Consider the following 21850-nt stretch of genomic DNA (forward strand, 5'->3'; position numbering starts at 1 on the left):
CGAATTACGCCTTCCGCGTCTGGGCATCCCTCACGAGAGCGGCGAACCGGAAGGGGACATGGACCATCTTGGTATAGGGCAGCGTCAGGTAGAGCGCGAAGACGGCGCCCAGATGGGCGATGAGCAGGGGGCGGACGCCGGCGGTTCCTGTCGCTCCATAAAGCGCAAGGCCGGTGGCCGCTGTGGCGGTGAGCAGCAGGACGAAAGCCATCTCTCCCCCCCACACGGCGGGGGCGCCCAAGGATTTTTCCGCGCGAAGCTTCAGGCCGATAAGGCCGATGCCGCCAATGGTCATCAGGATGCCGCCGGGTATGCCAAAAATCTTGGGCAGCGTGAGCGGCCCATAAGGGGCCTCGATGCCAAAGCCATAATGCAGAACCGTTCCGGAAACCGTGGCGGCAAAACAGAGAACGAAGCCCCACATGACGGCCTGATGCGCCCAGCGGCGAGCCATCGTATAGCGGTCTTCCTTTTCGTAATTGCAGCCTTCGGCCGCCCCGCCCGACAGATTTTTGAGCCGGCCCGCATCGACAAGAGCATCGCTCAAATGTTTGAGCGTGACCCGATCGCCCCCCACATGCCGCCAATAGCGCCAGACGCCGACCGAGATGATGGCGAGGGGCAGGAACGAGGTAAGCGTAAAGAGCGTAGCCATGACGGTATGGGAGATGACGGCGTAAAAGCCCTCGCCGCTTTCAGGGCGTAATGCATAGGCCATGACGAGAATGACGACGATGCCGGCGGCCAGGGCGCCCGCCAGCGCCACGCCGCTCTTCTGGAAGAGCGTGGCGACGCCTCTCGGCCAGATGAAACGTTCCCAGCTTTCCACCCGCACTTCTGCGAGCGCGCGCGGCAGGTTGTGATCGAATTCATGCGGGGCGGTATATTGGCAGGCGTAATAACAGCCGCGGCAATTGTGGCAGAGATTGGCTAATTGGGTGATCTCGCCATCCGAAAAGGCGCGGTGCAGGGTCATTGCCGGAAAGACCGAGCAATAGCCTTCGCAATACCGGCACGCATTGCAGATTTCGAGCTGTCGTCGCGCCTCATCGATGGTGGCGTCGGTATCGAAATCGACCGCGGTGCGATTGCTGAGGGTTGCAAGAGCGTCAATTGACATGAGCGGCGGCCTCCCTGCCGGCTGTGCGTCCGAAAACTGTTCCGATGGTCATGCCGAAGCCGGCGAGATAGCCTTGCCCCAGGATTGATCCGGCCATCATTTCTCCCGCTGCCCAGACATTGGTGTAGCGGCCATTGGCGCCGCTGACGCGGGCGGTGTCATCGACCTTGAGGCCGAGATAGGTGAAGGTGACGCCGGGGCGCAGCGAATAGCCGTAATAGGGGGCCGTATCGAGCGGGCGCGCCCAATTGGTCTTGGCCGGTTCGAGGCCCTCGGTGGCCAAGCTGTCGAGCTCGGTCGGATGGAAATTCCCGGGGCGGCAAGCCCTGTTGAATTCGGCCACGGTTCTTTCTACCGCCTCAACCGGCAATTCCATCTTTTGCGCGAGTTCCGATATGGAATCGGCTTTGACGGCCGGAAAAACCGACGGCATGAAGAGATCGGCGCTCTTGGCGTCGATGAGCGCGTAGGCGACCTGGTCGGGCTGGGCGGCAACCAGTCGTCCCCAAATGGCATAGCGCTTGGGCCAGACATCCTCGCCTTCATTATAGAAGCGCTGCCCATGCTTGTTGACGACCACTGAGAACGGCACGCAATCGAGCCGGGTGGCGATGCCGCCATCATATTTGGGCGCGCGTCCGTCAATGGCCACGGCATGGCATTGGGTCGGATCGCCGACGCTCAGGGCGCCGTTATCGAGCATGTTTTTGAGCACTTCGCCCCGATTGTAGGGCGTGCCGCGAATGAGGAAATTTCTGGCTGCCGGTCCCCAGGCGCGGGCCAGCCATTCGAGGTCGGCCTGGAAGCCACCGGAGGCGAGAACGACGGCCTTGCCGGAAATCTCCAGTTCTTTTCCTCCGAAGGTGACGCGGAGAGCGCGAAAAGTATCGTCTTCGATAAGGATATGGGAGACCTTGGCCTCGTAGGCGACAGTAATGCCGAGATCGGTGGCGGTATTGTAATAGGCATTGACCAGCGCCTTGCCCCCGCCGAGAAAAAACGCGTTGGTCCGCGACAGCGACAGCGTTCCCGAGAGCGAGGGCTGGAAACGCACGCCGTGCTTCTCCATCCAGGGCAGGCAGGATTCGGACGTACGGATGGCCATGCGGGCCAGATGCTCGTCGGTCTTGCCCTTGGTCACCAGCATCAGGTCGTGGAAATATTCTTCTTCCCCATAAGCACCGGTCAGAACCGAAATCGGACCCTGATGCATGCAGCGAAAGTTGCGCGTATGCCGGGAATTTCCTCCACGATAGGGCTTGGGGGCGCCTTCGAGCACCAGCACCCGCGCGCCGGCCTCGGCCGCCTCGATGGCCGCGCATAATGCCGCGTTCCCGCCGCCGACGACGATGAGGTCCCAGAAAGGGGCGGATAATTCAGCCGGTGCCTGCGCCATTCTCTTGCCTCCGGTTCACATCCGTTTTCGTTCAAGATCGGTCGCCTGCTCCAGGAGCGATGAATCGGCGCGCAGCACCGCCTTGGCGATCTTATGCGTGGGGGTATGGGGAAGCTTCTCCACGAAAGTGACGAAGCGCGGCACCTTCATCGCCGCGAGCCGTTCGACACACCAAGCCGCGACGTCCTCGGCACGGAGCGTGAGGCCGGGCCTGAGCACGATCGCCACCAGAATGTCATCCTCGCCCAGTTCGGCGGGGACGGCGATTGCCGCGGCTTCGTGGACGGCCGGGTGTTCGCCGATGACGCGGTCGAGTTCCGCGCCCGAGATGTTTTCGCCGCGGCGGCGGATGATGTCCTTCTTGCGCGAGAGGAAAAAATAATAGCCATCGCGATCCCGCCGGACGAGATCGCCGGTGGCGAACCAGCCATCGCGAAAGGCGGCGGCGGTCTGCTCCGGATCGCGGAAGTAGCCCTGCATGAGAGCGGGAGATTTGAGCAGGAGTTCCCCCGCTTCACCGTCGGCCACCTCGTTGCCCGCCTCGTCCACGACCCGCGCCTGCGTCCAGGATTGCGCGGGATCGGGATGGCGGCCGGTCACTCCGATGCTGCCGGGCTTCTCCGGCCCGCCGAGCGGGTTGCACAACGCGCCGGGACATTCGGTCAGGCCATAGCCGGCGACGAGCAGGGGAATTCCGAACGTCTTGTGGAAGGTTTCGACGAATGCCTGCCGTACGCCATAGACTACGCGAAGCCGGTGTTCGGGCCGGAACTCCGTGCGGGGGCGTTTTTGCAGAATGTTGCCGACCGCCTCGATGAGGTTGACCTGCGTGGCTTCCGATTGCACGACGCTGTCCCAGAACGTGCCAGCCGAAAAGCGCGGCAGAACCGTGCCGCTGGCCCCCGCCGCCAGCATCGAAGCGAGCGAATAAAACAATGCGTTTACATGAAAGAACGGCAGGATGATCAGTACCTTGTCATCCGGCCGCAGGCCCACCCGCGCCGCCACCACCTCGGCGCACAGCACGAAGTTCTTTTGGCTGTGCATCACGCCTTTGGGCATCCCCGTCGTGCCTGAAGTATAGATAATGACGCAGGTGTCGCCAGCTGCGCCGCTGGCCGGTGCGGGCCTCGCGGCGGAGGCGGAAAAGAAGCCGGGCGCGTCATCGGCCTCTCCATCGATCTGCATCAGCCAGCGATCCATGCCGGCCAATTGAAGTGCCCGGCGCACGATCGGCAGCACCGCCAGCGAGCCGATGACGCCGGAAACGTCTGCATCTGCAAGGATGTAGCGCATCTCCTCGACGCCAAAAGCGGGATTGAGCGGCACCATCGCCGCGCCGATCCTGGCGAGGGCCAGCAGCAAGATCACATGGGCGTCGCTATTGGTGGAGCAGATGGCCACACGGTCGCCCTTGCGCACGTTCCGGCCGTGCAACACCGCCGCGACGCGCTCGATCTCGGCTGCGAACTGCCGCCACGTGTAGCGCCGGTCGTCGAAGCTAAGGAACGGTCGGTCCGGATCGGCTTGGGCGCGGCTGTCAAAGAGCCCGCCCAGCGTGTGGCAATGGTCGGCATAAGGCCGCGAAACATCAGGGGAGATAGTCACGATGACGTACTTTTTTCCTCGGAACCGGGCTGAAACCGTTCCTCTGCGGGCCGGGCGAGCCTGATGGGTGCTTCGACGATGTCCTGGAGCATCTCAAGCGAGAGGCCCGGCACCAATTCCGTGGCGACGAAGCCGTCTTCGGTGACGTCGATGACCGCGTAGTCGGCATAGATTCGGCTTACACATTGCCGCGCGGTGAGCGGAAAAGTGCATGCGCGCTTCAGTTTGCTTTCTCCTGATTTTGTCAGCAGGGACATGAGCGTCCAGACGCGGCGGGCGCCGACGGCCAGATCCATGGCCCCGCCGACTGCGGGAGCGGCATCCCCGCCCATCGTCCAATTGGCCAGATCGCCATTGCAGGCGACCTGGTAGGCGCCCAGAACGCAAAGATCGAGCCGCCCGCCGCGCGCGATGGCGAAACTGTCCGCATGGTGAATGTAGCTACCGCCCTCGAGCAGCGTCACATATTGCTTGCCGGCATTGACCAGCCAGGTGTCGCGCGCGGCGGGCGCCGGGGCCGGCCCCATTCCCAGGATTCCGTTCTCGGAGTGAAAGATCACCTCCCGCGAGCCCGGCACGTGGTTGGCGACCAGGGTGGGAATGCCGATGCCCAGATTGACGCACCATCCCTCGCCGATGTCGCGGGCGACGCGGCGCGCGATTTCATTGCGGCTGCGCGGTTTGATCGTGTCAGCAATTGTGTGGCCCATCTCTAGAACTCCGGTGGGTCGCCATAAGGAATGTGCACCACCCGATCGACGAACACGCCGGGCGTGACCACCGCTTCGGGATCGATCCCGCCCAAATCCACGCGATGCTGGGTCTGCGCGATCGTGCACTTTGCGGCCATCGCCATGATGGGATTGAAGTTCCGGCCGGCACGCCGATAGGTGAGATTGCCCCACCGGTCGGCGGTCCAGGCCTCAATAAGCGCCAGATCGGCGTAAAGCGCGGTTTCGAGGATGCATTCGCGGCCGCCGAACATGGCCGTCTGTTTGCCATCGGCCATCAGCGTGCCGGCGCCCGTTGGTGTATAAAAGGCCGGGATGCCGGCACCGGCGGCCCGTATCCGTTCCGCAATAGTGCCCTGGGCGGCAATCTCGAGTTCGATTTTTCCGGCCCGGTAGAGCGTTTCAAAAACCACCGGGTTCGAACTTCTGGGAAACGAACAGATAATCTTGCGCACCCGGCCAAGCTCCAGAAGCCGGGCCAAGCCTGTATGACCGACCCCGGCATTGTTGGCGACGATCGTCAGGTCGCCGGCACCATATTCGATCAGGCCATCGATCAATTGCACCGGCTGACCGGCGGCACCGAACCCGCCGACAAGGACGACACTGCCGTCCTCGATGCCCTGGAAAGCCTCGGAAAGATTCACGAATTTGTCGATCATGGCTTTGCCACCCGGAAGGCGGGAACGAGTGCGTCGCCGGATTCCAGGAATGCCGGAACCACCGGCAAGCCGATCGCCAGGTCCACGAAATCGGTGTCGATGATGTTGGTCAGCATGATCGGGCCTTCGCGCAATTGCACATAGGCCACCGCGTAAGGCTCCGCCGTCCGCCGCATGATTGTATAGGAATAAATGGTGGCCCCCTCAGCGACCGGGCGCATTTCGACATCGTCCGACAGGCAGAACGGGCAGAGGCGGCGCGGATACCAATGCGCTTTGCCGCAGGCGCGACATCTCGGTATCTTGAGCGTAAGCGTGGCGGCGGCATCGCTGAAATAATCTTCCGCCGTGCCAAAGGCCTTTTTTTTGTCGTCATCGGTCATCGCGCTATTCCCGTTCCAGAATCAACGTCGCCGCGCCGTGCCGTGTGCCGATATTGCCGCCGATACCCTGGGCAAGCGCCAGATCGCAGTTTCGGACCTGAACGGCAGGATGCGCCTCGCCCCGCAATTGCCTGACCGCCTCGATGACCTTGGTCATGCCGCCGCGATTGCCGGGGTGATTGTTGCACAGCCCCCCGCCATCGGTGTTGACCGCCAATCGTCCCGTCCCCGAGATCAAACCGCCATCGGCGGCAAAGCGTCCGCCCTCGCCCCGGCGGCAAAAGCCCAGATCCTCGAGCTGAAGCAGAACGGTGATGGTGAAACTGTCGTAAAGGGATGCGTATTTGATATCGCCCGGCTCAACGCCTGCCTGCGCGAATGCGCGCGGCGCCGACTGGGCGGCGGCGGTTGTCGTCAGATCGACGGCCCCGGCATTCTGATGTTTGATGGCGTGCGCGCCGGCTAGCACCCGCACTTTGGGTCTATTGAGCCTCGCCGCGATTTCCGGTCGGGCGACGATCAATGCACCGCCTCCATCAGTCACCACGCAGCAGTCGAGCCGGTGCAGGGGATCAGCGATCATCGGCGAATTGAGCACATCATCGACCGAGACCGGTGCGGGCAGCATGGCATGGGGGTTGTGTTGGGCGTGCCGCGAAAACGCCGCTTTAACCCAGGCCAGCTGCACATCGGTCGTGCCGAATTCGTGCATATGGCGATGGGCGGCCATGGCATAGCCCGCCACCAGCGCCGGCCGATAGGGAATTTCCCATGCGAGATCGGGCTGCAAGGGATTGTGCACTCGCGTTGCGGTGCCCACGCTCTTTCCCTCGCTGCGGGGCCGGCCAGCCAGGGTGATCAGCGCGACGCTGCACTCGCCGGCGGCGATGGCTGAGGCGGCGCGGGCGACATGAGCCACATAGGAGCAGCCGCCGAGATCGGTCGAATCGACATAGCGCGGCTGGAGATTGAGATATTCGACCATCGAGATCGGTCCCAGTCCCGGCGCGTCCCCGGCGCAGAAAAATCCGTCGATATCGGAGGCATCCAGGCCCGCGTCGCGCAGAGCGCCAAGCGCGACTTCCGCGTGGATTTCCGGCACCGTCCTGTCGGGAAGCAGGCGGGCGGGATGCTCGAATGCGCCCACGATATAGGCGCTGCCGCTTGTCCTGCTCATTGGATCCGGACCGCCTCTTGATTGGCGGTGAGAGCCATGAGGCCGGATATGTCGAACGTCTCGATTTCTCGTATTGCCTCAACGATCCGATCGGCATTGCCGGATCCGGTGACAGGATCGGCAAGCATGTGAAATTTTTCCTCCAGAGCCGTGTCCGACATCGGCCGCTCCCCGGAGCCCAACGGATAATCGACCTGCGTCTCGATTACGGCGCCGTCCTGCGTCTCCACGCTCAGGTGGCAAGATGTCCCACGCGGGAGCCCCGCATCGGGCTCAACGACCAGCATGCCGGCGAGCCGGAGAACCTCGCTATGGTTCAGCCTGTCGGTTTCGTACTGGCGGGGAAGAGCGGTGCCGTCGATCAGGGCGATGGCGACCGAATAGGGAAGGCTCATTTGCGCCTCGTGATAGGAGGTGGGGGCCGGGTTGAGATGATAGTTCGCCCAGTCGGGATGCCGCCGCATGGTCATGCCGCGGATCGTTTGCGTGGCCTTACCAAGCCGCTCTCGAACGCCAATGGCGCAATCGATGGCGTTGTGGATGGGGCGCGCGCACGAGTAAGGCTTGAATTCGATATCCAGGTGGTAGTCATCGCCCAGCTCATCGGTCAGGACGGAAAGATCGTAATGATCGCTATAGGCCCGGCAGAAGCCGCGCTGGCCCTCAAAGATCGTCGCAGCTCCCGTAAAGCCGAATTCCGCCATCATGGCTGCGGTCAGGCCCGCTCGTGCGGCGGGGCCAGGATTGAAGCGCTTCTGCATGGATGGGCCGTACATCTCCATCAGGCCCGATGCCTGAGCACCCGCTAATCCCAGCGCGGAGATCATGAAGTCCGGCGGCAAGTCGGCCAGCTTGCCCGCCGCCACGCTCGCGCCGAAGACGCCACAGACCGGAGTGGTGTGAAACCCGCGATTGCGAAGCGAAAAATTGCATGCGGCGCTGACGCGGGCCAGGATTTCGCAGCCGCAAACGATCGCCGCTATAAAATCGCGGCCGCTGGCTTGATTGCGCTCGGCCGCAGCCAGCGCCGCGGAAACCACCGGCGGGCCGAAATGGAAGAGAGCCAGGGCATCGACATCGTCGAGTTCGATGCTGTGCGAACAGATGGCATTGGCGAATGCAGCGTCGGGGGCCGAGCTCCGGTCGCTGCTGCCAATGAGGGTGGCGACCGGACGGCCCGCGCATTCCGAAGCGAACTTCCGGGCGATCGCGCCGCTCGTCGTCTGGCTGCCGGCAATGGCAACGCCAAAATAATCGAGAACGAGGCGCTTCGCCTTTTCGATTTCAGCCGCCGGGATCGCGTCGTAATCGAGTCCGCTGAAGTGCCTGCCAAGCTGTTCGGCGACGGTAGGGAGCATGGAAGCAGATCCTTTCGAACTGGCAAGGAACCTCGTAGAGGGCCGCTTCTGCAAAGAACGCCTCTGCGCTTCTTCGAAATCCTCATTGCCGGTTTGGCTGCAATCCCGAACCGAAAAGCGGCGCCTGAATTGGCCGGCGCCGCTCTCTTAGTCCTTGCAGGTGGGACCACACTGGCACGGACCTCAGCGGCTGCCGATCTCGAAATCGCCCCGTTTCACGTTGAGAAACGGGATTGCGCTAAGCCGATCTCCGATGGTCGGTTTGCTGTCGACAATTTTGCCCTGTTTTTGTAATCATGAATGGCACTAATTTGGGTTTGGGGGTGGATATATGAAGCCGGCGACAGAAATCGGCACGCTTGCGGACAGGGCGTTTGAATGGCTCGAGGAATCGATTATCAAAGGAGTCTACGCACCCGGCGAGCGACTCGACGAGGTCAGCCTCTCCAAGGCGTTCGGCATCAGCCGGGGGCCGGTGCGCGAGGCGATTCGGAGGCTCGAAGGCAAGCGCCTGGTGGAACGCGTCGCCCGTAGCGGCGTTCGCGTTGCGCAGCGCACACTCGAGGATCTGGTTGAGCTTCTCACTGTCCGCGAGGCGCTCGAGGGGATGGCGTGTCGGCTGGCAACCGAGCGGATCAGCGACGAGGCGCTTGATGAACTCGATGCGCTTCTCGATGGACATTCCGCCGACGTAACCGCCATTCCCGAGGCGGGCTATTTTCAGCGGCCTGGCGACTATGATTTCCATTTCAGGATCATTCAGGCCTGCGGGAACCGCCTTCTGACGCAGATGTTGTGCGAGGATATGTATCACCTCCTGCGGGTATACAGGTTCCATTCGAGTAAGCGCACGGGCAGGGCCGTCGAGGCTCTCAACGAACACAGGCGGATTCTCGACGCCATGCGGAAGCGTGACCCCGCACTCGCCGAAAAAGAAATAAGGCGGCACCTCGCCCGCGCCAGAGAGGCGGTGGCCAATCAAGCGACGGCGCCAGTCCCGCCACGCCTGAAGCCTGTCTGAAGCCAGCGAGGCGATGATCGAGCGGAAATTCCAGGGCGACGAATCTTTGTTGACATTTAGTCGGGCGTTCTGTCAACAATTGCACAATGTCGTCTTGGGAGTGCAGCGGCCGTGCCGACGAGAATACCAGCTACGATTATGCGCGGAGGAACCAGTCGGGCGGTCTTTCTCGACGGGCGGCATCTCCCCGCGAATTCGGCCGAACGCGAGCAAATTATTCTCGAAGTGTTCGGCTCGCCCGATCCACGCCAGATCGACGGGCTGGGCGGCGCCGATCCCTTGACGAGCAAGCTGGCGATCATCGACCGGCCCGACCCGGAAATGGCTGCCCAGGCGGATGTCGTCTACACTTTCGGGCAGGTCGGGATCGCCGAACCGCGCGTGGACTGGCACAGTCTATGCGGCAATATATCGGCGGCGGTTGGCCTATATGCCATCGAAACGGGCATGGTGGGCGCGGTGGAGCCCGTTACAACCGTTCGCGTGTTCAATACCAATCTCAATCGCATCCTGCATATCGATGTGCAGGTGGAAGACGGCGCACCACGCGAACGCGGCACATTCGCGGTGCCGGGCGTGCCAGGCACCGGGTCGGAGATCGTTATCGATTTCGCCACGACCGCTGGAGCCACGACGGGCGCGTTGATGCCCACCGGGCAGGTCATGGATACGCTTGCGGTCGATGGCATCGGGCCCGTTCAGGCGACGCTTCTCGATATCGGCAATGCCCATGTATTCATTCGCGCCGCCGATGTCGGGCTCACCGGCACCGAAACCGCCGCCCAGATCGACGCCGACGAGCCGTTGCGCCATCGGCTGGAGGCGATACGCGGCGCTGCGGCCATGCGCATGAACATGATCGCGGGCCCGGCGGCGGCCGCGCGAACCCAAAGCCCTGCAACCCCGATCCTGGCGCTCATTGCTGCGCCAGCGGGCTATCGGGTCCACGGCTCGGGCCAGACGATCGCACAAGCGGATGTGGACGTGGTCGCGCGATTGCAGTTCATGCAGCAGACCCACAAGACCTATGCCGGCACCAGTACGGTCTGCACCGGCGTCGCGAGCCGCATTGCGGGAACGATCGTCCATGAGGCGGCACGGCCGAAAAGCGGGACGGTCCTGAGGATCGGCCATCCCGCCGGCGTGATCGAGACCACGTCGATCGTCGCGCATGGACATGGCGGCGCGGAGGTAAGACGGGCGACGCTGGGGCGGACGGCCCGGCGCATCATGGATGGCACGGTCTATTTGCCGGCCTGGAGATCGGCGCAACGACACGAAACAACCAGCGGGCGGGAACAATGACTCGAAACAGGAAACTAAAACAAATCGTGGACCGCCGCGCCGCCGTGACGGCGCCGGGCGCCGCCAATGCCCTGTTTGCCAGGGCGATCGAGGAATCGGGTTTTGAGGTCATCTATGTAACGGGCGCCGGCATCGCCAACATGCATCTGGGCCAGCCCGATATCGGATTGACCTCGCTGAGCGACCTGGTTTACGCGGTATCCTCCATCGCCGACGTTGTCGACCTGCCGCTCATCGTCGATGCCGATACCGGATTCGGCAATGCGCTGAACATGTACCAAACGGTGCGGAAACTGGAACGGGCCGGCGCATCGGCGCTGCAGGTCGAGGACCAGATCTTTCCCAAGCGATGCGGCCATTTTGACGGCAAGGACGTCGTGCCCGTCGATGAAATGCTCGGTAAGATCAAGGCGGCAACCGATGCGCGGCAGGACGACAACTTGCTCGTCATCGCCCGCACCGACGCCAGGGCGGTACTGGGGCTCGATGCGGCGATCGAACGGGCCTGGGCCTATGGAGAAGCCGGGGCGGACCTGACCTTTGTCGAAGCGCCGGTGGATGCCCGGGAGATGGCCGAAATCACACGACGACTCGCCAAGCCGCAGGTCGCCAATATCGTTTTTGGCGGCAGGACACCCGATCCGGGCCGCGATCATCTGGCTGAAATGGGATTCTCGCTGGTACTCTATGCCAACGCGACTTTGCAGGCGGCGCTTCACGCGACCTACGAAACCCTTTGGGCGCTGCGCGACCACGGGAGCCTCGATCCGGTCGCGGATCGCCTGTCGAGTTTTGATGAGCGGCAAAGAACGGTCCGAAAGCCGCATTGGGATTCTCTGGAGAAACGCTATGCTTTGGTCGCCGGTGCGGGCAGGGATTAGACTCGACAGAAAATAGAACCGCTTCTGCAGGGCGGAAACATAGAAGAACAGAAACTGGAGAATTTTTGTGATCGCGATCGTGATCGCGGTCTGCGGGCGAGGACATGAAATCGCCCAGGGGGAGGAAAAATTGAGTTCGTTTGCACCCGTAACATCAGTCGGTCGGGCCTTGCGTGTCCTACAGGTCGTCAATTCCAGCGGTCCGCTGCGCGTCGGTGAGCTGGCCTTGCAAACCAAGCTGCCGAAACCGACGGTCGTTCGGTTGATCGACACGCTGGTCGCCCTCGGCTTCGTTCAGAAGGAGACGGCGAGCAAGACCTATTTCGTCACGCAATCGGTCCGTAGCCTGAGCATCGGCGCGGAACGCTCCGAAATCATCGCCGAAGCCAGCCGCCCCGCGCTCTGGCGATTGACCAAAAGCATCAAATGGCCCGCCGCAGTGGCAACGCTCGATGGCTGCCGGGTTTTCGTGTGCGCCACGACGCGGCGGCATTCGAAAATGGCTTTGCATTATTCCTCCCGGCAAAGCCATCTGAGCCTCACCTCGCACGCCCTGGGTCGCGCATATCTGGCCTTCTGCTCGGAAGAACAGCGTGAAGCCCTGGTCAGCGAACTGATGAAGCAGGATGACGGGATCAATAGTCGGTATATCGAGCGCGAGAGCATCCTCAAGATGATCTCACATATCCGCTCCAATGGTTATGCCGAACGCGATCGCTCGATCGAGCCGCGCGGAACGTCGACAATCGCCGTTCCCGTGCTGCATCAGACCCGGGCCGTGGCCAGCGTGGGGATCACCTATTTCACCTCGGCAGTGACCTCCCATATGGCGGTCTCCCAACACGTGCCCGCCCTCCAGGAAGTGGCCGCGCGGATCTCGGATCGCATCGGCACGCTGGGGCTGCTCTAAACCCCCATCTCACGGGGAAGCCGCGGCTTGCCGCCCGGTATTCCGGGAGCCGGATCGGGGCGTATAAATCCGAACCTTTCCTCTGTCACGCCTATGGCGGCGACAGCGGCCGGCATTGGGACTCGGTGTCGGTCTACTCCTTGTTTCGCGCCATGAAACGACACTTCGGGATGCTTGCGGCTCCGGCTCAATGGCTCATAGTCGCCGCCCAGGGTGTGGTTCTCACACCGCGATACTCCAAGGAGGAGATAGCATGCAACGTTGGTTACATACGAAACTGATGGTCGTGCCGGCGCTGGTGATCCTGACGGCGATCCCCGCAATGGCGCAGGATTATCCGACCCGGCCGGTGACCTTGATGGTCGGTTTCGAGCCCGGGGGATCGAGCGATATCCTTGCGCGGGTCCTGGCCCCCCATCTGACCGAATTTCTCGGCCAGCCCATCGTAATCGAGAACCGGCCCGGGGCCAACGGAGCGGTCGCCGCCGCACTGGTCGCGAACGCTTCACCCGATGGCCATACTTTGGGCATCGGGGGCTCGTCGCTCCTGACCAATGCGCTGCTAAACCCCAATATCGGATATTCGCTCGACGATCTGGCCGATGTGGCCATGATCGGCAGCTATTCATCCGTCATGATCGTGCCCAAGGACTTGCCGGTCACCTCGGTCGACGAGTTCCAGCAATACGCGCTGGACCATGCCGGCGAGATGAACTGCGGCTCGGGAGGAATCGGGTCGAGCCCGCACCTCTCCTGCGAAGTGGTCAGGACAGCCTTGGGCGTGGAAATAACCCACATCACCTATGGCGGGATGGCGCCAGCGCTCAACGATCTCATGGCTAACCGCCTGCAGGTGGTCTTCAACCCGATCGCCCAGACCAAGCCCTTCATCGACGAGGGGGAAGTGCGTGCGCTTGCCATTACGGGCGCCGAACGAAGCGACGCCCTGCCCGACGTGCCGACCTTGCAGGAGCTCGGCTATGACGTGGAATTGTCGGTCTATACGGGGGTCTATGCGCCCAACGATACGCCCATCGACGTCCTCGAGCGCATAAACGAGGCCATACGGTATGCCACCGCACAGCCCAACGTCATTGACGTCCTCGAAGCCGGCGGCACGATACCCTCCGACATGAACCTCGAGGAATACGTCGCCTATAACGACAACCAGCAGCAGTTCTGGGAAACCTTTATGGAAGAGCATTCCATATCGGATGAATGAGAGCGCGACATTGTGAACCCCGGGGCCGGCATGCCATTGCACCGGCCTCGGGAACGGGAGTTCGATATGAAGCTCAGTTCGAAAACGGGAGACATCGCCGGCGGCGTCATCACCATCGGAATCGGTGTCTTTTTCCTGATCTATTCCTTTTCGTATTCCGCCGGCGAACTGGTGCGCATGGGACCGGCCTATTTTCCCCGCATCATCGCCATCGCCGTGATCGGATTGGGAATAGTCGTCATAGCGACGGCCCGCAAAAGCGCACAATCCGATGACGATGCGGTCCGGCTCATTTCGCTCGATCTCTCATCGGCGGTAAAGCTTGCCGCGGGGCTTGCGGCCTTTGCCGCGATTATCGAGGTTTTCGGCTTCGTTCCGGCCGTTTTTGTAGCGGCATTGGCGGCTTCGCTGGCCAGGGGAGAGGGGAGTCTTCTTTCAAAACTGGTTATCTGTGCCGCCATCACCGCAGCCGTCACGGTCCTCAACGTGCTGGTGTTCCGCGCGCCTGTACCGCTAATTGGATGGTTCTAGATCATGGAAATTGTCGCCAGTCTATTCTATGGGTTCGAGGTGGCTTTGCGGCCCGAAAACCTTCTATATTGCTTTATCGGCGTGTTCTTGGGCACATTTGTCGGCGTTCTGCCGGGTATCGGAGCCACGGCGACGATCGCCGTGCTTCTGCCTGTCACTTATGCGCTTGATCCCACGACCTCGTTCATCATGCTGGCCGGCGTCTATTATGGCGCCGAATATGGAGGCTCGACCGCATCCATATTGCTTAATATTCCCGGAACGCCGTCCAATGCCATCACCTGCCTGGACGGCTATCCTCTCACCCAACAGGGTCGGGGCGGCGTCGCCCTGTTCACGACGGCGATCACGTCATTTATGGGCGGCACGGCGGGCATTCTGGCGCTCATCATCGTCGCGCCGATCATCGTCTCCATCTCGAGAGCCTTCGGGCCGGCCGAATATGTGGCTGTCATCCTGTTCGGCCTGATCGCCTCGGCCGCCGTCAGCCAGGCCCGTCCGGCCAAAGGCCTCACTATGGTGGCGCTGGGCCTCATGCTCGGAACGGTCGGCATCGACGTCAATACCGGCACATATCGCTTCAGCTTCAACTATCCCCCGCTCATCGACGGTATCTCACTTGTGGCGCTTGCCATGGGCATTTTCGGTGTTTCGGAAGTGATAAACTCAATCCGCACGAGCAATGAAAGCGGCACTATCGGCAAGATCACGTTCCGATCCATGTTGCCCAACAGATCGGATCTGTCGGCGTTTTTCGGTCCCGTCATCAGAGGAAGCGGTATCGGGATGCTCATGGGCACATTGCCCGGCACCGGACCCACCATTGCCAGCTTCATCAGCTACGCCATGGAAAAAAGGGTGGCAAAGGACAAGTCGAGGTTCGGACGCGGCGCATTGGAGGGCATTGCCGGTCCCGAAGCCTCCAACAACGCCGCCGCCCAAACGGCCTTCATTCCCACGCTGACCCTGGGCATTCCGGGCACCGCTACTATGGCCATCATGCTCGGCGCCCTGATGATCCACGGCATCACGCCGGGACCGGGCCTGATGCGCGACCAGCCCGAGTTGTTCTGGGGCCTGGTTGCGAGCTTCGCCATCGGCAATCTGATGCTGCTGGTTCTCAACATTCCGATGATCGGGCTGTGGGTGCGGCTGCTTTCGGTGCCGTTCAAGCTGCTCTATCCCACAATCATATGCCTGATCTGCCTCGGGGTCTTCTCGGTGCGAAACAGCGCCTTCGACGTGGTTCTGACCATGGCATTGGGCGTCGTTGGCTACTTCATGCGGGCTGCCGGCTTCCCTCTCGCCCCGCTGCTCATCGGGTTCATCCTGGGCCCCATTCTGGAGGAAAACCTGCGGCGTGCCTTGCTTCTGTCGCGTGGCGACATGGCCGTATTCATCGAATCCCCCCTCAGTCTGGCCTTCCTGCTGGTTTCGCTTCTGATGGTCGTTCTGTCCGTGGTGGGTTTCTTCCGCCGGCCCCGGTGAGACGCCCGGACCGGGCGCGGCGGCGGACCAACGCTCGAACTGGAAATGGAGGCGCAGGCTAGGCGAATTGTTTAATCGGGCAGGCCGGTATAATTTTCGGCCAGGCTCTGCTGCGCGGCGGTCGAGCTGGTGAGATAGTCGAATTCGGCCCGCTGGATGCGGCGGCCGAAGGCGCCGGTTTCGGGGAAGACGTGCATCAGGCTGGTCATCCACCAGCTGAACCGCTCGGCCTTCCAGATGCGGGCCAGGGCCCGCGCCGAATAATGCTCCAGCCCGGCCGCCGATTTTTCGGCGTAGAACTCGATCAGCGCATCGGCGAGCATGGCCACGTCGCTCATCGCCAGGTTGAGGCCCTTGGCGCCGGTGGGCGGCACGATATGGGCGGCGTCACCGGCGAGGAACAGCCGGCCGAAGCGCAGCGGCTCGGCGACGAAACTGCGGAGCGGCGCGATGGATTTCTCCAGCGAAGGCCCGGTTCTCAGGGCTTCCGCCGCCGCCTGCGGCAGGCGGCGGCGCAATTCGTCCCAGAAGCGGTCATCGCTCCAGGCCTCCACTTTTTCGCTGGCCGGCACCTGCACGTAATAGCGGCTGCGGCTGAGCGAGCGCTGCGAGCAAAGCGCGAAGCCACGCGCATGATGGGCATAGATCAGCTCCTCGGCCACCGGCGGCCGGTCGACCAGGAGGCCGAGCCAGCCAAAGGGATAGATGCGCTCGAAAATGGCGAGCACCGCCGCCGGGACGCTGGCCCGGCTGACGCCATGATAGCCGTCGCAGCCGGCGATATAGTCGCAATCCATGCGATGGACGACGCCGTCTTTGCGCCAGGTGACCTGGGGTTTGCCAGCAAAATCATGCAGTTCGACATTTTCGGCTTCGTAGATCGTCTGGCCCTCGCGGGCCGCCATCAGGTCGTGGGTCACCTCGGTCTGGCCATAGACGGTGACCTGGCGACCGACCAGAGCGGTGAAGTCGAGGCGGTGGCTGTCGCCGTCAAAACTCAGCACCGCGCCCTCATGGACGAGGCCCTCGGCCCGCAGCCGCCCGCTCACCCGCGCCCGCTCCATCAGCGCCACCGAACCTGGTTCCAGCACCCCGGCGCGGATGCGGCCCAGCACATATTCGGCGCTTCTGCGCTCCAATATCAGATTGTCGATTCCGGCCAGGTCGAGCAATCGGCCCAGCATGAGCCCCGCCGGCCCGGCCCCCACTATCACAACATTGGTGCGCAATTGGTTCCCCCATTGTTAACCTCAGCATGCGCATCGGAGCGGATTTGGTGAATGGACAGGCCATGCAATCGCTTGCACTATCCGAACATGGAGCTGATCCCCACCTATGCGCTTTACGGCGAGCAGGAGAGCAAGCAGGACTGGCTGCATTGGGAGACCATTCCGGCGCGCAGCCAGGGGCACGATTTCCGCATCGCGCCGCATCGGCATGACCATCTGTTTCAGGTGCTGTCGCTGACGGCGGGAACGGCGCGGGTGGTTCTGGATGGCGCCGCTATCCGGCTGGTAGCGGGGGAAATAGTGGTGGTGCCGGCCCTGGTCGTGCATGGCTATGTGTTCTCGCCCGATGTCGATGGATTGGTGCTGACCCTGTTCGAGCGCGATGTGCGGGCGCTCGATCTCGGTTTCGAGCATGCCGCGATCCTGCGCACCGGCGCCTTTGCGGTGATGCAGGCCATGGAGCGGCTGATCGACGAGGCCGACAATCCCGGAGAGCGGCACGAGCTGGCCATGCGGGCCCATCTCACCCTCCTGCTCCTGACGCTGCATCGGGCGCATAGCCAGGCGGTGGCCGGCGACGGCCGCACCGACAGGACCCGGCTGCATGCTGCCGCCTTCCGGCAATTGGTCGAGCGCCGCTTTCGCCAGACGCGGCGGATCGCCGATTATGCCGGGGAGATCGGGGTCAGCCCGGCCCATCTCAACCGCATCAGCCGGCAGGTCCTGGGCGCCTCGGCGCTGGCGGTCATCGAACGCCGCATCGCCCTCGAGGCGCGGCGGCAATTGCTGTTCTCCACCCTGCCGATCAAGCAGATCGGCGCCGAATTGGGCTATGACGACCCGGCCTATTTCACCCGTTTCATCACCCGCATGCTGGGCCTGTCGCCGGCAGCGTTCCGCCAGAAGATGCGGCGGGCTTAGGGGGCCTCCGTCTTACTAGAGAAGTACTTTCAGGTCGGATTGCCTCGGGGCGGGCAAAGACCGCACAATTTTCTCGTAGATCTCATCCTGAGCCCCTCGAAGGACGAGGTCGGTAACTCCGTGGCCGCGCCCCATGGTTCGACAGGCTCACCATGAGGTCCAGGAGGCGCATTCTAATCGCCGTCCCGCAGGCGGGCGGCCACGTCGCGGACAGTCTGCATGAAGGCGGTAAGGGCCAGGCCCGGCGCCGTATCGGTGCGGGTGGTGAAGCCCACCGGCCCCTGGGTTTCGCTCATGTCCACCGGCAGCAGCGCCAGGTAATTGTCGGCCACGTCGTCAGCCACCACGCCCTCCGAGATGAACCAGACCGCATCGCTTTGCCGCACATAGGCGCGACCGAAGGCATTGGAGACGGTTTCCACCTCTTCGTGCTGGGCGTCGATGCCATAGGCCAGCAATATGCGCTGCACCAGCGGCCGGATCACCGAGCCGGGATTGGGCATCAGGCGCTGATAGGGCTCGATCATGCCGAGGCTGAAATCGCGCCGGGCCAGCAGCGGATGGCCCGGCCGCACGACCAGAACCACGCGCTCGGAATAAAGATGCTCGAAGGAGAGGCCGAGCATGGCTTCCGGCTCGGCCATGCGGCCGATGACCAGATCGACATCGCCGGTGCGCAGCAGCGACAGCAGATAGCTGTTGGGTCCGGTGATGATGCGGCTATTGATGCCCGGCTCGGCGGCGAAGAACAGCCGCACCGCCTCGGGCAGCATGCGCGCCGAAACCGAGGGCAGGGCGCCGATCCTGACCAGGGCGGCCTCCCGGGCGCCGCGCGCCGCATCGATCCCCTGCCGCAGGGCCGCGATGCTGGTCGAGGCATAGCGGTAGAACACCTCGCCGAACGGCGTCAGCGCCAGACGCCGCCGGGTGCGGTCGAACAGGGCGCCCCCCAGCACCGCTTCGAGTTCCTGCACGGTCTTGGTGGCGGCGGGCTGGCTGATATTGAGGGCGTCGGCGGCATTGACCATGCTGCGCAGCCGCGCCACTTCCAAAAAGCAGGCAATGTGGCGAATCTTGATCCGGGGATCGATGATGCGAGGTGCCATGGCTGCTCCGGTTATTCTAAGCGAAAAAATTTGCGGGTTTTCAGCTGAGCCGCCGCCGCTTGATAATCGCACGGTTATTCCGGAGCCATGAGTAATCATTTTACTTGGCCCTCGCCAGCCTTTTAAATCGGTGGCGAGAGGGCAAATATGAACTTCGTCCGCATTCACGGCGTCCTGTTGCATTACCGTCTGGCCGGTCCCGAGGGCGCGCCGGCGCTGGCGCTGGCCAATTCGCTGGGCACCGATGCCCGTATCTGGGATGCGGTGATCGACGAACTCGCCGCCGATTATCGCATCCTCTCCTATGACAAGCGCGGCCATGGCCTGAGCGATAGCCCGGAGGGCGATTACCGCCTTGCCGATCATCTGGACGATCTCGAAGGCCTGCTCGACCATGTCGGTTTCGACCGTCTGGCCCTGGGCGGCGTTTCCGTCGGCGGGCTGATCGCCCAGGGCTTCGCGTTGCGGGCGCCGGAGCGGCTGGCGGCTCTCGTGCTCTGCAATACCGCGCCGCTGATGGGCGATGCCGCCATGTGGGCGGCGCGGATCGAGACGGTGCGCCGCCAGGGCCTGGCAGGGCTTGCCGATATGGTGACGGAGCGCTGGTTCAGCCCGGATTTCCGGGCGGCGCGACCCGACGACCTTGCCGGCTGGCGCAATCTGCTGCTGCGCGGCGACGCGGCGGGCTATGCCGCCACCTGCGCCACATTGCGCGACACCGATCTTTCCGACGCCATCGGCGCCATCGATCTGCCCAGTCTGATCGTTGCCGGCGCCGACGATCTGGCCGCGCCGGTGGACCTGGTGCGCCATTGCACCGCCATTGCCGGCTCGCGCTTCGAGATCCTCGACGGCGTCGGGCATATTCCCTCCATCGAGCAGCCCGAGAAACTGGCGGCGCTGATGCGGCAATTTTTGAAGGAGGCCGGCCATGGCTGACGACAGCCTGTTCGAACGCGGCCTGGCGACCCGCAAGGCGGTGCTGGGCGACGATCACGTCAATGGCGCCACGGCGCGCCAGACCTTGTTCGACGAGGATTTTCAGGCCTTCATCACCGAGGGCGCCTGGGGCTCGGTATGGTCGCGCCCCGGCCTGACCAAGCGCGAGCGCTCCATCGTCACGCTGGCTTTGCTGGCGGCGCTGGGGCATGAGGAGGAATTCGCCATGCATGTGCGCGCCACCATCAATACCGGCGCCAGCGCCGAGGATATCAAGGAAGCCCTGCTGCATGTGGCGGTCTATGCCGGCGTTCCGGCGGCCAATAGCGCCTTCAAGATCGCCAAGCAGGAATTGGCCAAGCGCGGGGAGGTGGCGCCATGAGCGGCATCATCCTGCCCGGGGCCGATGGCCTGCTGTTCCAGCGCGACCGCGCCTGGCACCCGCCCGCCGATACGCCCGGCTATAAGAGCACGACCTTCCGCTCGCCGCGCCACAGCCTGCTGGCGCTGGGCCCGACCAGATCGGAAATGACCGGCCCCAGCTTCGGCCATGAACAGCTGGGCGCGCTCGACAATGACCTGATCCGCAATTTCAGCCAGGACGGCACCGAGGCCATCGGCCAGCGCCTGATCGTCTATGGCCAGGTACTCGACGAAAATGCCCGCCCGGTGCCCCATACGCTGGTGGAATATTGGCAGGCCAATGCCGGCGGCCGCTATCGGCACAAGAAGGAAGGCTATCTGGCCGCGCTCGACCCCAATTTCGGCGGCTTCGGCCGCTCGATCACCGACGAGAACGGCTTTTACCACTTCCGCACCGTCAAGCCCGGCGCCTATCCCTGGCCCAATGGCGGCAATGACTGGCGCCCGGCCCATATTCATTTCTCGGTCTTCGGCCACGCCTTCGCGCAGCGCCTGATCACCCAGATGTATTTCGAGGGCGACCCGATGATCTGGCAATGTCCCATTGTCGGCACCGTTCCCGACAAATCCGCCATCGACCAGCTCATCGCCCGGCTGGACCGGCACAACACCACGCCCATGGACGCCCTGGCCTATCGCTTCGACATCGTGCTGCGTGGCCGGCGCTCGACCATGTTCGAAAACAAGCTGGAGGGGAATTGATGAGCCTGCATCCCGTTCCCAAGCTCAAGGAATCGCCGTCCCAGACCGCCGGGCCCTATGTCCATATCGGGATGACGCCGAATTTCTGCGGCATTACCGGCGTCATCGACGCCGATCCCGGCAGCAATATGCTCTCGCCCGAGGTCAAGGGCGAGCGCATCGTCATCGCCGGCAGGGTCATTGACGGCGCCGGCACGCCGGTGACCGATGCGGTGCTGGAAATCTGGCAGGCCGACGCCCAGGGCGGCCTGGTGGCGCCGATGTCGCCCCATTCCAATTCCACGCCGGCCTTTACCGGCTGGGGGCGGCAGCCGACCCGGGCCGATGGCAGTTTCAGCTTCGAGACCATCAAGCCGGGCCGGGTCGAGGGCCCCGACGGCAAGCCGATGGCGCCGCATGTCTCGCTGTGGATCGTGGCGCGCGGCATCAATATCGGGCTGCAGACGCGGCTCTATTTCGCCGACGAGGCCGAGGCCAATCAGGAGGATTACGTCCTCAACAAGATCATGGATCCCCGCCGCCGCGACACGCTGATCGCGCGCCGGGAGGAGGGCGCCATACCCCGCTATGTGCTGGATATTCATCTCCAGGGGGACAGGGAGACGGTGTTCTTCGATATTTGATCGGGCAATTGTGGGCCCTTCGTCCCTCAAGGAGACGGGGCTAAGGGCCTCGTGTCTTGGGCAAACCGGCCCGGAAGGCGATGGCGCCGCCGGTTCCGTTCATTGCCGAACGGC

22 protein-coding genes are annotated in these 21850 nt (G+C 63.1%); 12 read left to right on the forward strand and 10 right to left on the reverse strand.

The genetic code is table 11. From position 1 onward, the window contains the following. Positions 1 to 4: 4 nt before the first annotated feature. From tcuB to O9Z70_RS01100, 8 genes are read right to left on the reverse strand one after another with little or no spacing between them, the layout of a single operon-like run. Positions 5 to 1120, reverse strand: coding sequence for a tricarballylate utilization 4Fe-4S protein TcuB (tcuB, locus tag O9Z70_RS01065; protein WP_286020662.1), 1116 nt, complete (start codon positions 1118 to 1120; stop codon positions 5 to 7). After that, positions 1110 to 2516 (reverse strand): FAD-dependent tricarballylate dehydrogenase TcuA, encoded by a 1407-nt coding sequence (gene tcuA / locus O9Z70_RS01070; protein WP_286020663.1) that lies wholly within the window; start codon positions 2514 to 2516, stop codon positions 1110 to 1112. The genes tcuB and tcuA overlap by 11 nt, the downstream gene beginning before the upstream one ends. Before the next feature lie 15 nt (positions 2517 to 2531). Further along, positions 2532 to 4124, reverse strand: a complete 1593-nt coding sequence (locus O9Z70_RS01075; RefSeq protein ID WP_286020664.1) for a class I adenylate-forming enzyme family protein — start codon at positions 4122 to 4124, stop codon at positions 2532 to 2534. Further along, the gene (locus O9Z70_RS01080) at positions 4121 to 4834 is read right to left on the reverse strand and encodes a 3-oxoacid CoA-transferase subunit B (RefSeq protein WP_286020665.1); all 714 of its coding nucleotides are present in this window, start codon (positions 4832 to 4834) and stop codon (positions 4121 to 4123) included. The genes O9Z70_RS01075 and O9Z70_RS01080 overlap by 4 nt, the downstream gene beginning before the upstream one ends. Before the next feature lie 2 nt (positions 4835 to 4836). After that, a complete protein-coding gene (locus O9Z70_RS01085; RefSeq protein ID WP_286022050.1) occupies positions 4837 to 5514 on the reverse strand; it encodes a 3-oxoacid CoA-transferase subunit A in 678 nt (225 codons plus the stop codon). Next, entirely contained in the window at positions 5514 to 5900 is a 387-nt protein-coding gene (locus O9Z70_RS01090) for a Zn-ribbon domain-containing OB-fold protein (RefSeq protein ID WP_286020666.1), read from the reverse strand. The genes O9Z70_RS01085 and O9Z70_RS01090 overlap by 1 nt, the downstream gene beginning before the upstream one ends. Before the next feature lie 4 nt (positions 5901 to 5904). Continuing rightward, the gene (locus O9Z70_RS01095; RefSeq protein ID WP_286020667.1) at positions 5905 to 7077 is read right to left on the reverse strand and encodes a thiolase family protein; all 1173 of its coding nucleotides are present in this window, start codon (positions 7075 to 7077) and stop codon (positions 5905 to 5907) included. Continuing rightward, positions 7074 to 8435 carry an MmgE/PrpD family protein gene (locus O9Z70_RS01100; protein ID WP_286020668.1) on the reverse strand — a complete coding sequence of 454 codons (1362 nt, stop codon included), beginning with the start codon at positions 8433 to 8435 and terminating at the stop codon, positions 7074 to 7076. The genes O9Z70_RS01095 and O9Z70_RS01100 overlap by 4 nt, the downstream gene beginning before the upstream one ends. 331 nt (positions 8436 to 8766) lie before the next feature. On the opposite strand from O9Z70_RS01100, the gene O9Z70_RS01105 reads away from it, so the two are divergent. The 7 genes from O9Z70_RS01105 to O9Z70_RS01135 all read left to right on the forward strand — a co-directional run bounded on the left by O9Z70_RS01105 (position 8767) and on the right by O9Z70_RS01135 (position 15793). Further along, a complete protein-coding gene (locus O9Z70_RS01105) occupies positions 8767 to 9456 on the forward strand; it encodes a GntR family transcriptional regulator (protein ID WP_286020669.1) in 690 nt (229 codons plus the stop codon). 138 nt (positions 9457 to 9594) lie between these two features. Further along, on the forward strand, positions 9595 to 10761 hold the full coding sequence (locus tag O9Z70_RS01110; RefSeq protein WP_502870149.1) for a PrpF domain-containing protein: 1167 nt from the start codon (positions 9595 to 9597) through the stop codon (positions 10759 to 10761). Between the two features lie 26 nt (positions 10762 to 10787). After that, positions 10788 to 11642 carry an isocitrate lyase/PEP mutase family protein gene (locus tag O9Z70_RS01115; RefSeq protein ID WP_286020671.1) on the forward strand — a complete coding sequence of 285 codons (855 nt, stop codon included), beginning with the start codon at positions 10788 to 10790 and terminating at the stop codon, positions 11640 to 11642. Between the two features lie 67 nt (positions 11643 to 11709). Then, a complete protein-coding gene (locus O9Z70_RS01120) occupies positions 11710 to 12552 on the forward strand; it encodes an IclR family transcriptional regulator domain-containing protein (RefSeq protein ID WP_286020672.1) in 843 nt (280 codons plus the stop codon). A gap of 253 nt (positions 12553 to 12805) precedes the next feature. After that, positions 12806 to 13774, forward strand: a complete 969-nt coding sequence (locus O9Z70_RS01125) for a Bug family tripartite tricarboxylate transporter substrate binding protein (RefSeq protein ID WP_286020673.1) — start codon at positions 12806 to 12808, stop codon at positions 13772 to 13774. A 30-nt stretch (positions 13775 to 13804) separates the two neighbouring features. Further along, complete coding sequence (locus O9Z70_RS01130; RefSeq protein ID WP_286020674.1) at positions 13805 to 14305, forward strand: tripartite tricarboxylate transporter TctB family protein; 501 nt, start codon at positions 13805 to 13807, stop codon at positions 14303 to 14305. A gap of 3 nt (positions 14306 to 14308) precedes the next feature. After that, positions 14309 to 15793 (forward strand): tripartite tricarboxylate transporter permease, encoded by a 1485-nt coding sequence (locus O9Z70_RS01135; protein WP_286020675.1) that lies wholly within the window; start codon positions 14309 to 14311, stop codon positions 15791 to 15793. Between the two features lie 71 nt (positions 15794 to 15864). Here O9Z70_RS01135 and pobA read toward each other — a convergent pair whose 3' ends face one another. After that, the gene (gene pobA, locus O9Z70_RS01140; RefSeq protein WP_286020676.1) at positions 15865 to 17022 is read right to left on the reverse strand and encodes a 4-hydroxybenzoate 3-monooxygenase; all 1158 of its coding nucleotides are present in this window, start codon (positions 17020 to 17022) and stop codon (positions 15865 to 15867) included. Positions 17023 to 17073: 51 nt separating this feature from the next. On the opposite strand from pobA, the gene O9Z70_RS01145 reads away from it, so the two are divergent. Beyond that, on the forward strand, positions 17074 to 17943 hold the full coding sequence (locus tag O9Z70_RS01145) for a helix-turn-helix domain-containing protein (protein WP_286020677.1): 870 nt from the start codon (positions 17074 to 17076) through the stop codon (positions 17941 to 17943). 173 nt (positions 17944 to 18116) lie between these two features. Here O9Z70_RS01145 and pcaQ read toward each other — a convergent pair whose 3' ends face one another. After that, positions 18117 to 19037: a pca operon transcription factor PcaQ gene (pcaQ, locus tag O9Z70_RS01150; protein WP_286022051.1), complete on the reverse strand. Its 921-nt coding sequence runs from the start codon at positions 19035 to 19037 to the stop codon at positions 18117 to 18119. Positions 19038 to 19196: 159 nt separating this feature from the next. Here pcaQ and pcaD point away from each other — a divergent pair, with 159 nt between their 5' ends. Genes pcaD through pcaG form a run of 4 tightly spaced genes read left to right on the forward strand, consistent with a single transcriptional unit; the run spans position 19197 to position 21736 of the window. Continuing rightward, positions 19197 to 19988: a 3-oxoadipate enol-lactonase gene (gene pcaD, locus O9Z70_RS01155; RefSeq protein WP_286020678.1), complete on the forward strand. Its 792-nt coding sequence runs from the start codon at positions 19197 to 19199 to the stop codon at positions 19986 to 19988. Next, the gene (gene pcaC, locus O9Z70_RS01160; RefSeq protein ID WP_286020679.1) at positions 19981 to 20370 is read left to right on the forward strand and encodes a 4-carboxymuconolactone decarboxylase; all 390 of its coding nucleotides are present in this window, start codon (positions 19981 to 19983) and stop codon (positions 20368 to 20370) included. Before pcaD ends, pcaC begins: the two co-directional genes overlap by 8 nt. Then, a complete protein-coding gene (gene pcaH / locus O9Z70_RS01165; RefSeq protein ID WP_286020680.1) occupies positions 20367 to 21113 on the forward strand; it encodes a protocatechuate 3,4-dioxygenase subunit beta in 747 nt (248 codons plus the stop codon). Before pcaC ends, pcaH begins: the two co-directional genes overlap by 4 nt. Then, positions 21113 to 21736, forward strand: a complete 624-nt coding sequence (pcaG, locus tag O9Z70_RS01170; protein ID WP_286020681.1) for a protocatechuate 3,4-dioxygenase subunit alpha — start codon at positions 21113 to 21115, stop codon at positions 21734 to 21736. The genes pcaH and pcaG overlap by 1 nt, the downstream gene beginning before the upstream one ends. The last annotated feature ends 114 nt before the right edge of the window (positions 21737 to 21850 follow it).

Origin of the sequence: Devosia sp. YIM 151766, assembly GCF_030285925.1 — a bacterium.
GTDB lineage: Bacteria > Pseudomonadota > Alphaproteobacteria > Rhizobiales > Devosiaceae > Devosia.

Bases quoted from the DNA above. Each gene is read 5' to 3' on its own strand.
- O9Z70_RS01095 (WP_286020667.1), bottom strand. From the start codon at position 7,077: ATGAGCAGGACAAGCGGCAGCGCCTATATCGTGGGCGCATTCGAGCAT.
- O9Z70_RS01145 (WP_286020677.1), top strand. From the start codon at position 17,074: ATGGACAGGCCATGCAATCGCTTGCACTATCCGAACATGGAGCTGATC.
- pcaG (WP_286020681.1), top strand. From the start codon at position 21,113: ATGAGCCTGCATCCCGTTCCCAAGCTCAAGGAATCGCCGTCCCAGACC.
- O9Z70_RS01080 (WP_286020665.1), bottom strand. From the start codon at position 4,834: ATGGGCCACACAATTGCTGACACGATCAAACCGCGCAGCCGCAATGAA.
- tcuA (WP_286020663.1), bottom strand. From the start codon at position 2,516: ATGGCGCAGGCACCGGCTGAATTATCCGCCCCTTTCTGGGACCTCATC.
- pcaC (WP_286020679.1), top strand. From the start codon at position 19,981: ATGGCTGACGACAGCCTGTTCGAACGCGGCCTGGCGACCCGCAAGGCG.
- O9Z70_RS01125 (WP_286020673.1), top strand. From the start codon at position 12,806: ATGCAACGTTGGTTACATACGAAACTGATGGTCGTGCCGGCGCTGGTG.
- O9Z70_RS01090 (WP_286020666.1), bottom strand. From the start codon at position 5,900: ATGACCGATGACGACAAAAAAAAGGCCTTTGGCACGGCGGAAGATTAT.
- O9Z70_RS01110 (WP_502870149.1), top strand. From the start codon at position 9,595: ATGCGCGGAGGAACCAGTCGGGCGGTCTTTCTCGACGGGCGGCATCTC.
- pcaH (WP_286020680.1), top strand. From the start codon at position 20,367: ATGAGCGGCATCATCCTGCCCGGGGCCGATGGCCTGCTGTTCCAGCGC.
- tcuB (WP_286020662.1), bottom strand. From the start codon at position 1,120: ATGTCAATTGACGCTCTTGCAACCCTCAGCAATCGCACCGCGGTCGAT.
- O9Z70_RS01105 (WP_286020669.1), top strand. From the start codon at position 8,767: ATGAAGCCGGCGACAGAAATCGGCACGCTTGCGGACAGGGCGTTTGAA.
- O9Z70_RS01100 (WP_286020668.1), bottom strand. From the start codon at position 8,435: ATGCTCCCTACCGTCGCCGAACAGCTTGGCAGGCACTTCAGCGGACTC.
- O9Z70_RS01130 (WP_286020674.1), top strand. From the start codon at position 13,805: ATGCCATTGCACCGGCCTCGGGAACGGGAGTTCGATATGAAGCTCAGT.
- O9Z70_RS01135 (WP_286020675.1), top strand. From the start codon at position 14,309: ATGGAAATTGTCGCCAGTCTATTCTATGGGTTCGAGGTGGCTTTGCGG.
- pcaD (WP_286020678.1), top strand. From the start codon at position 19,197: ATGAACTTCGTCCGCATTCACGGCGTCCTGTTGCATTACCGTCTGGCC.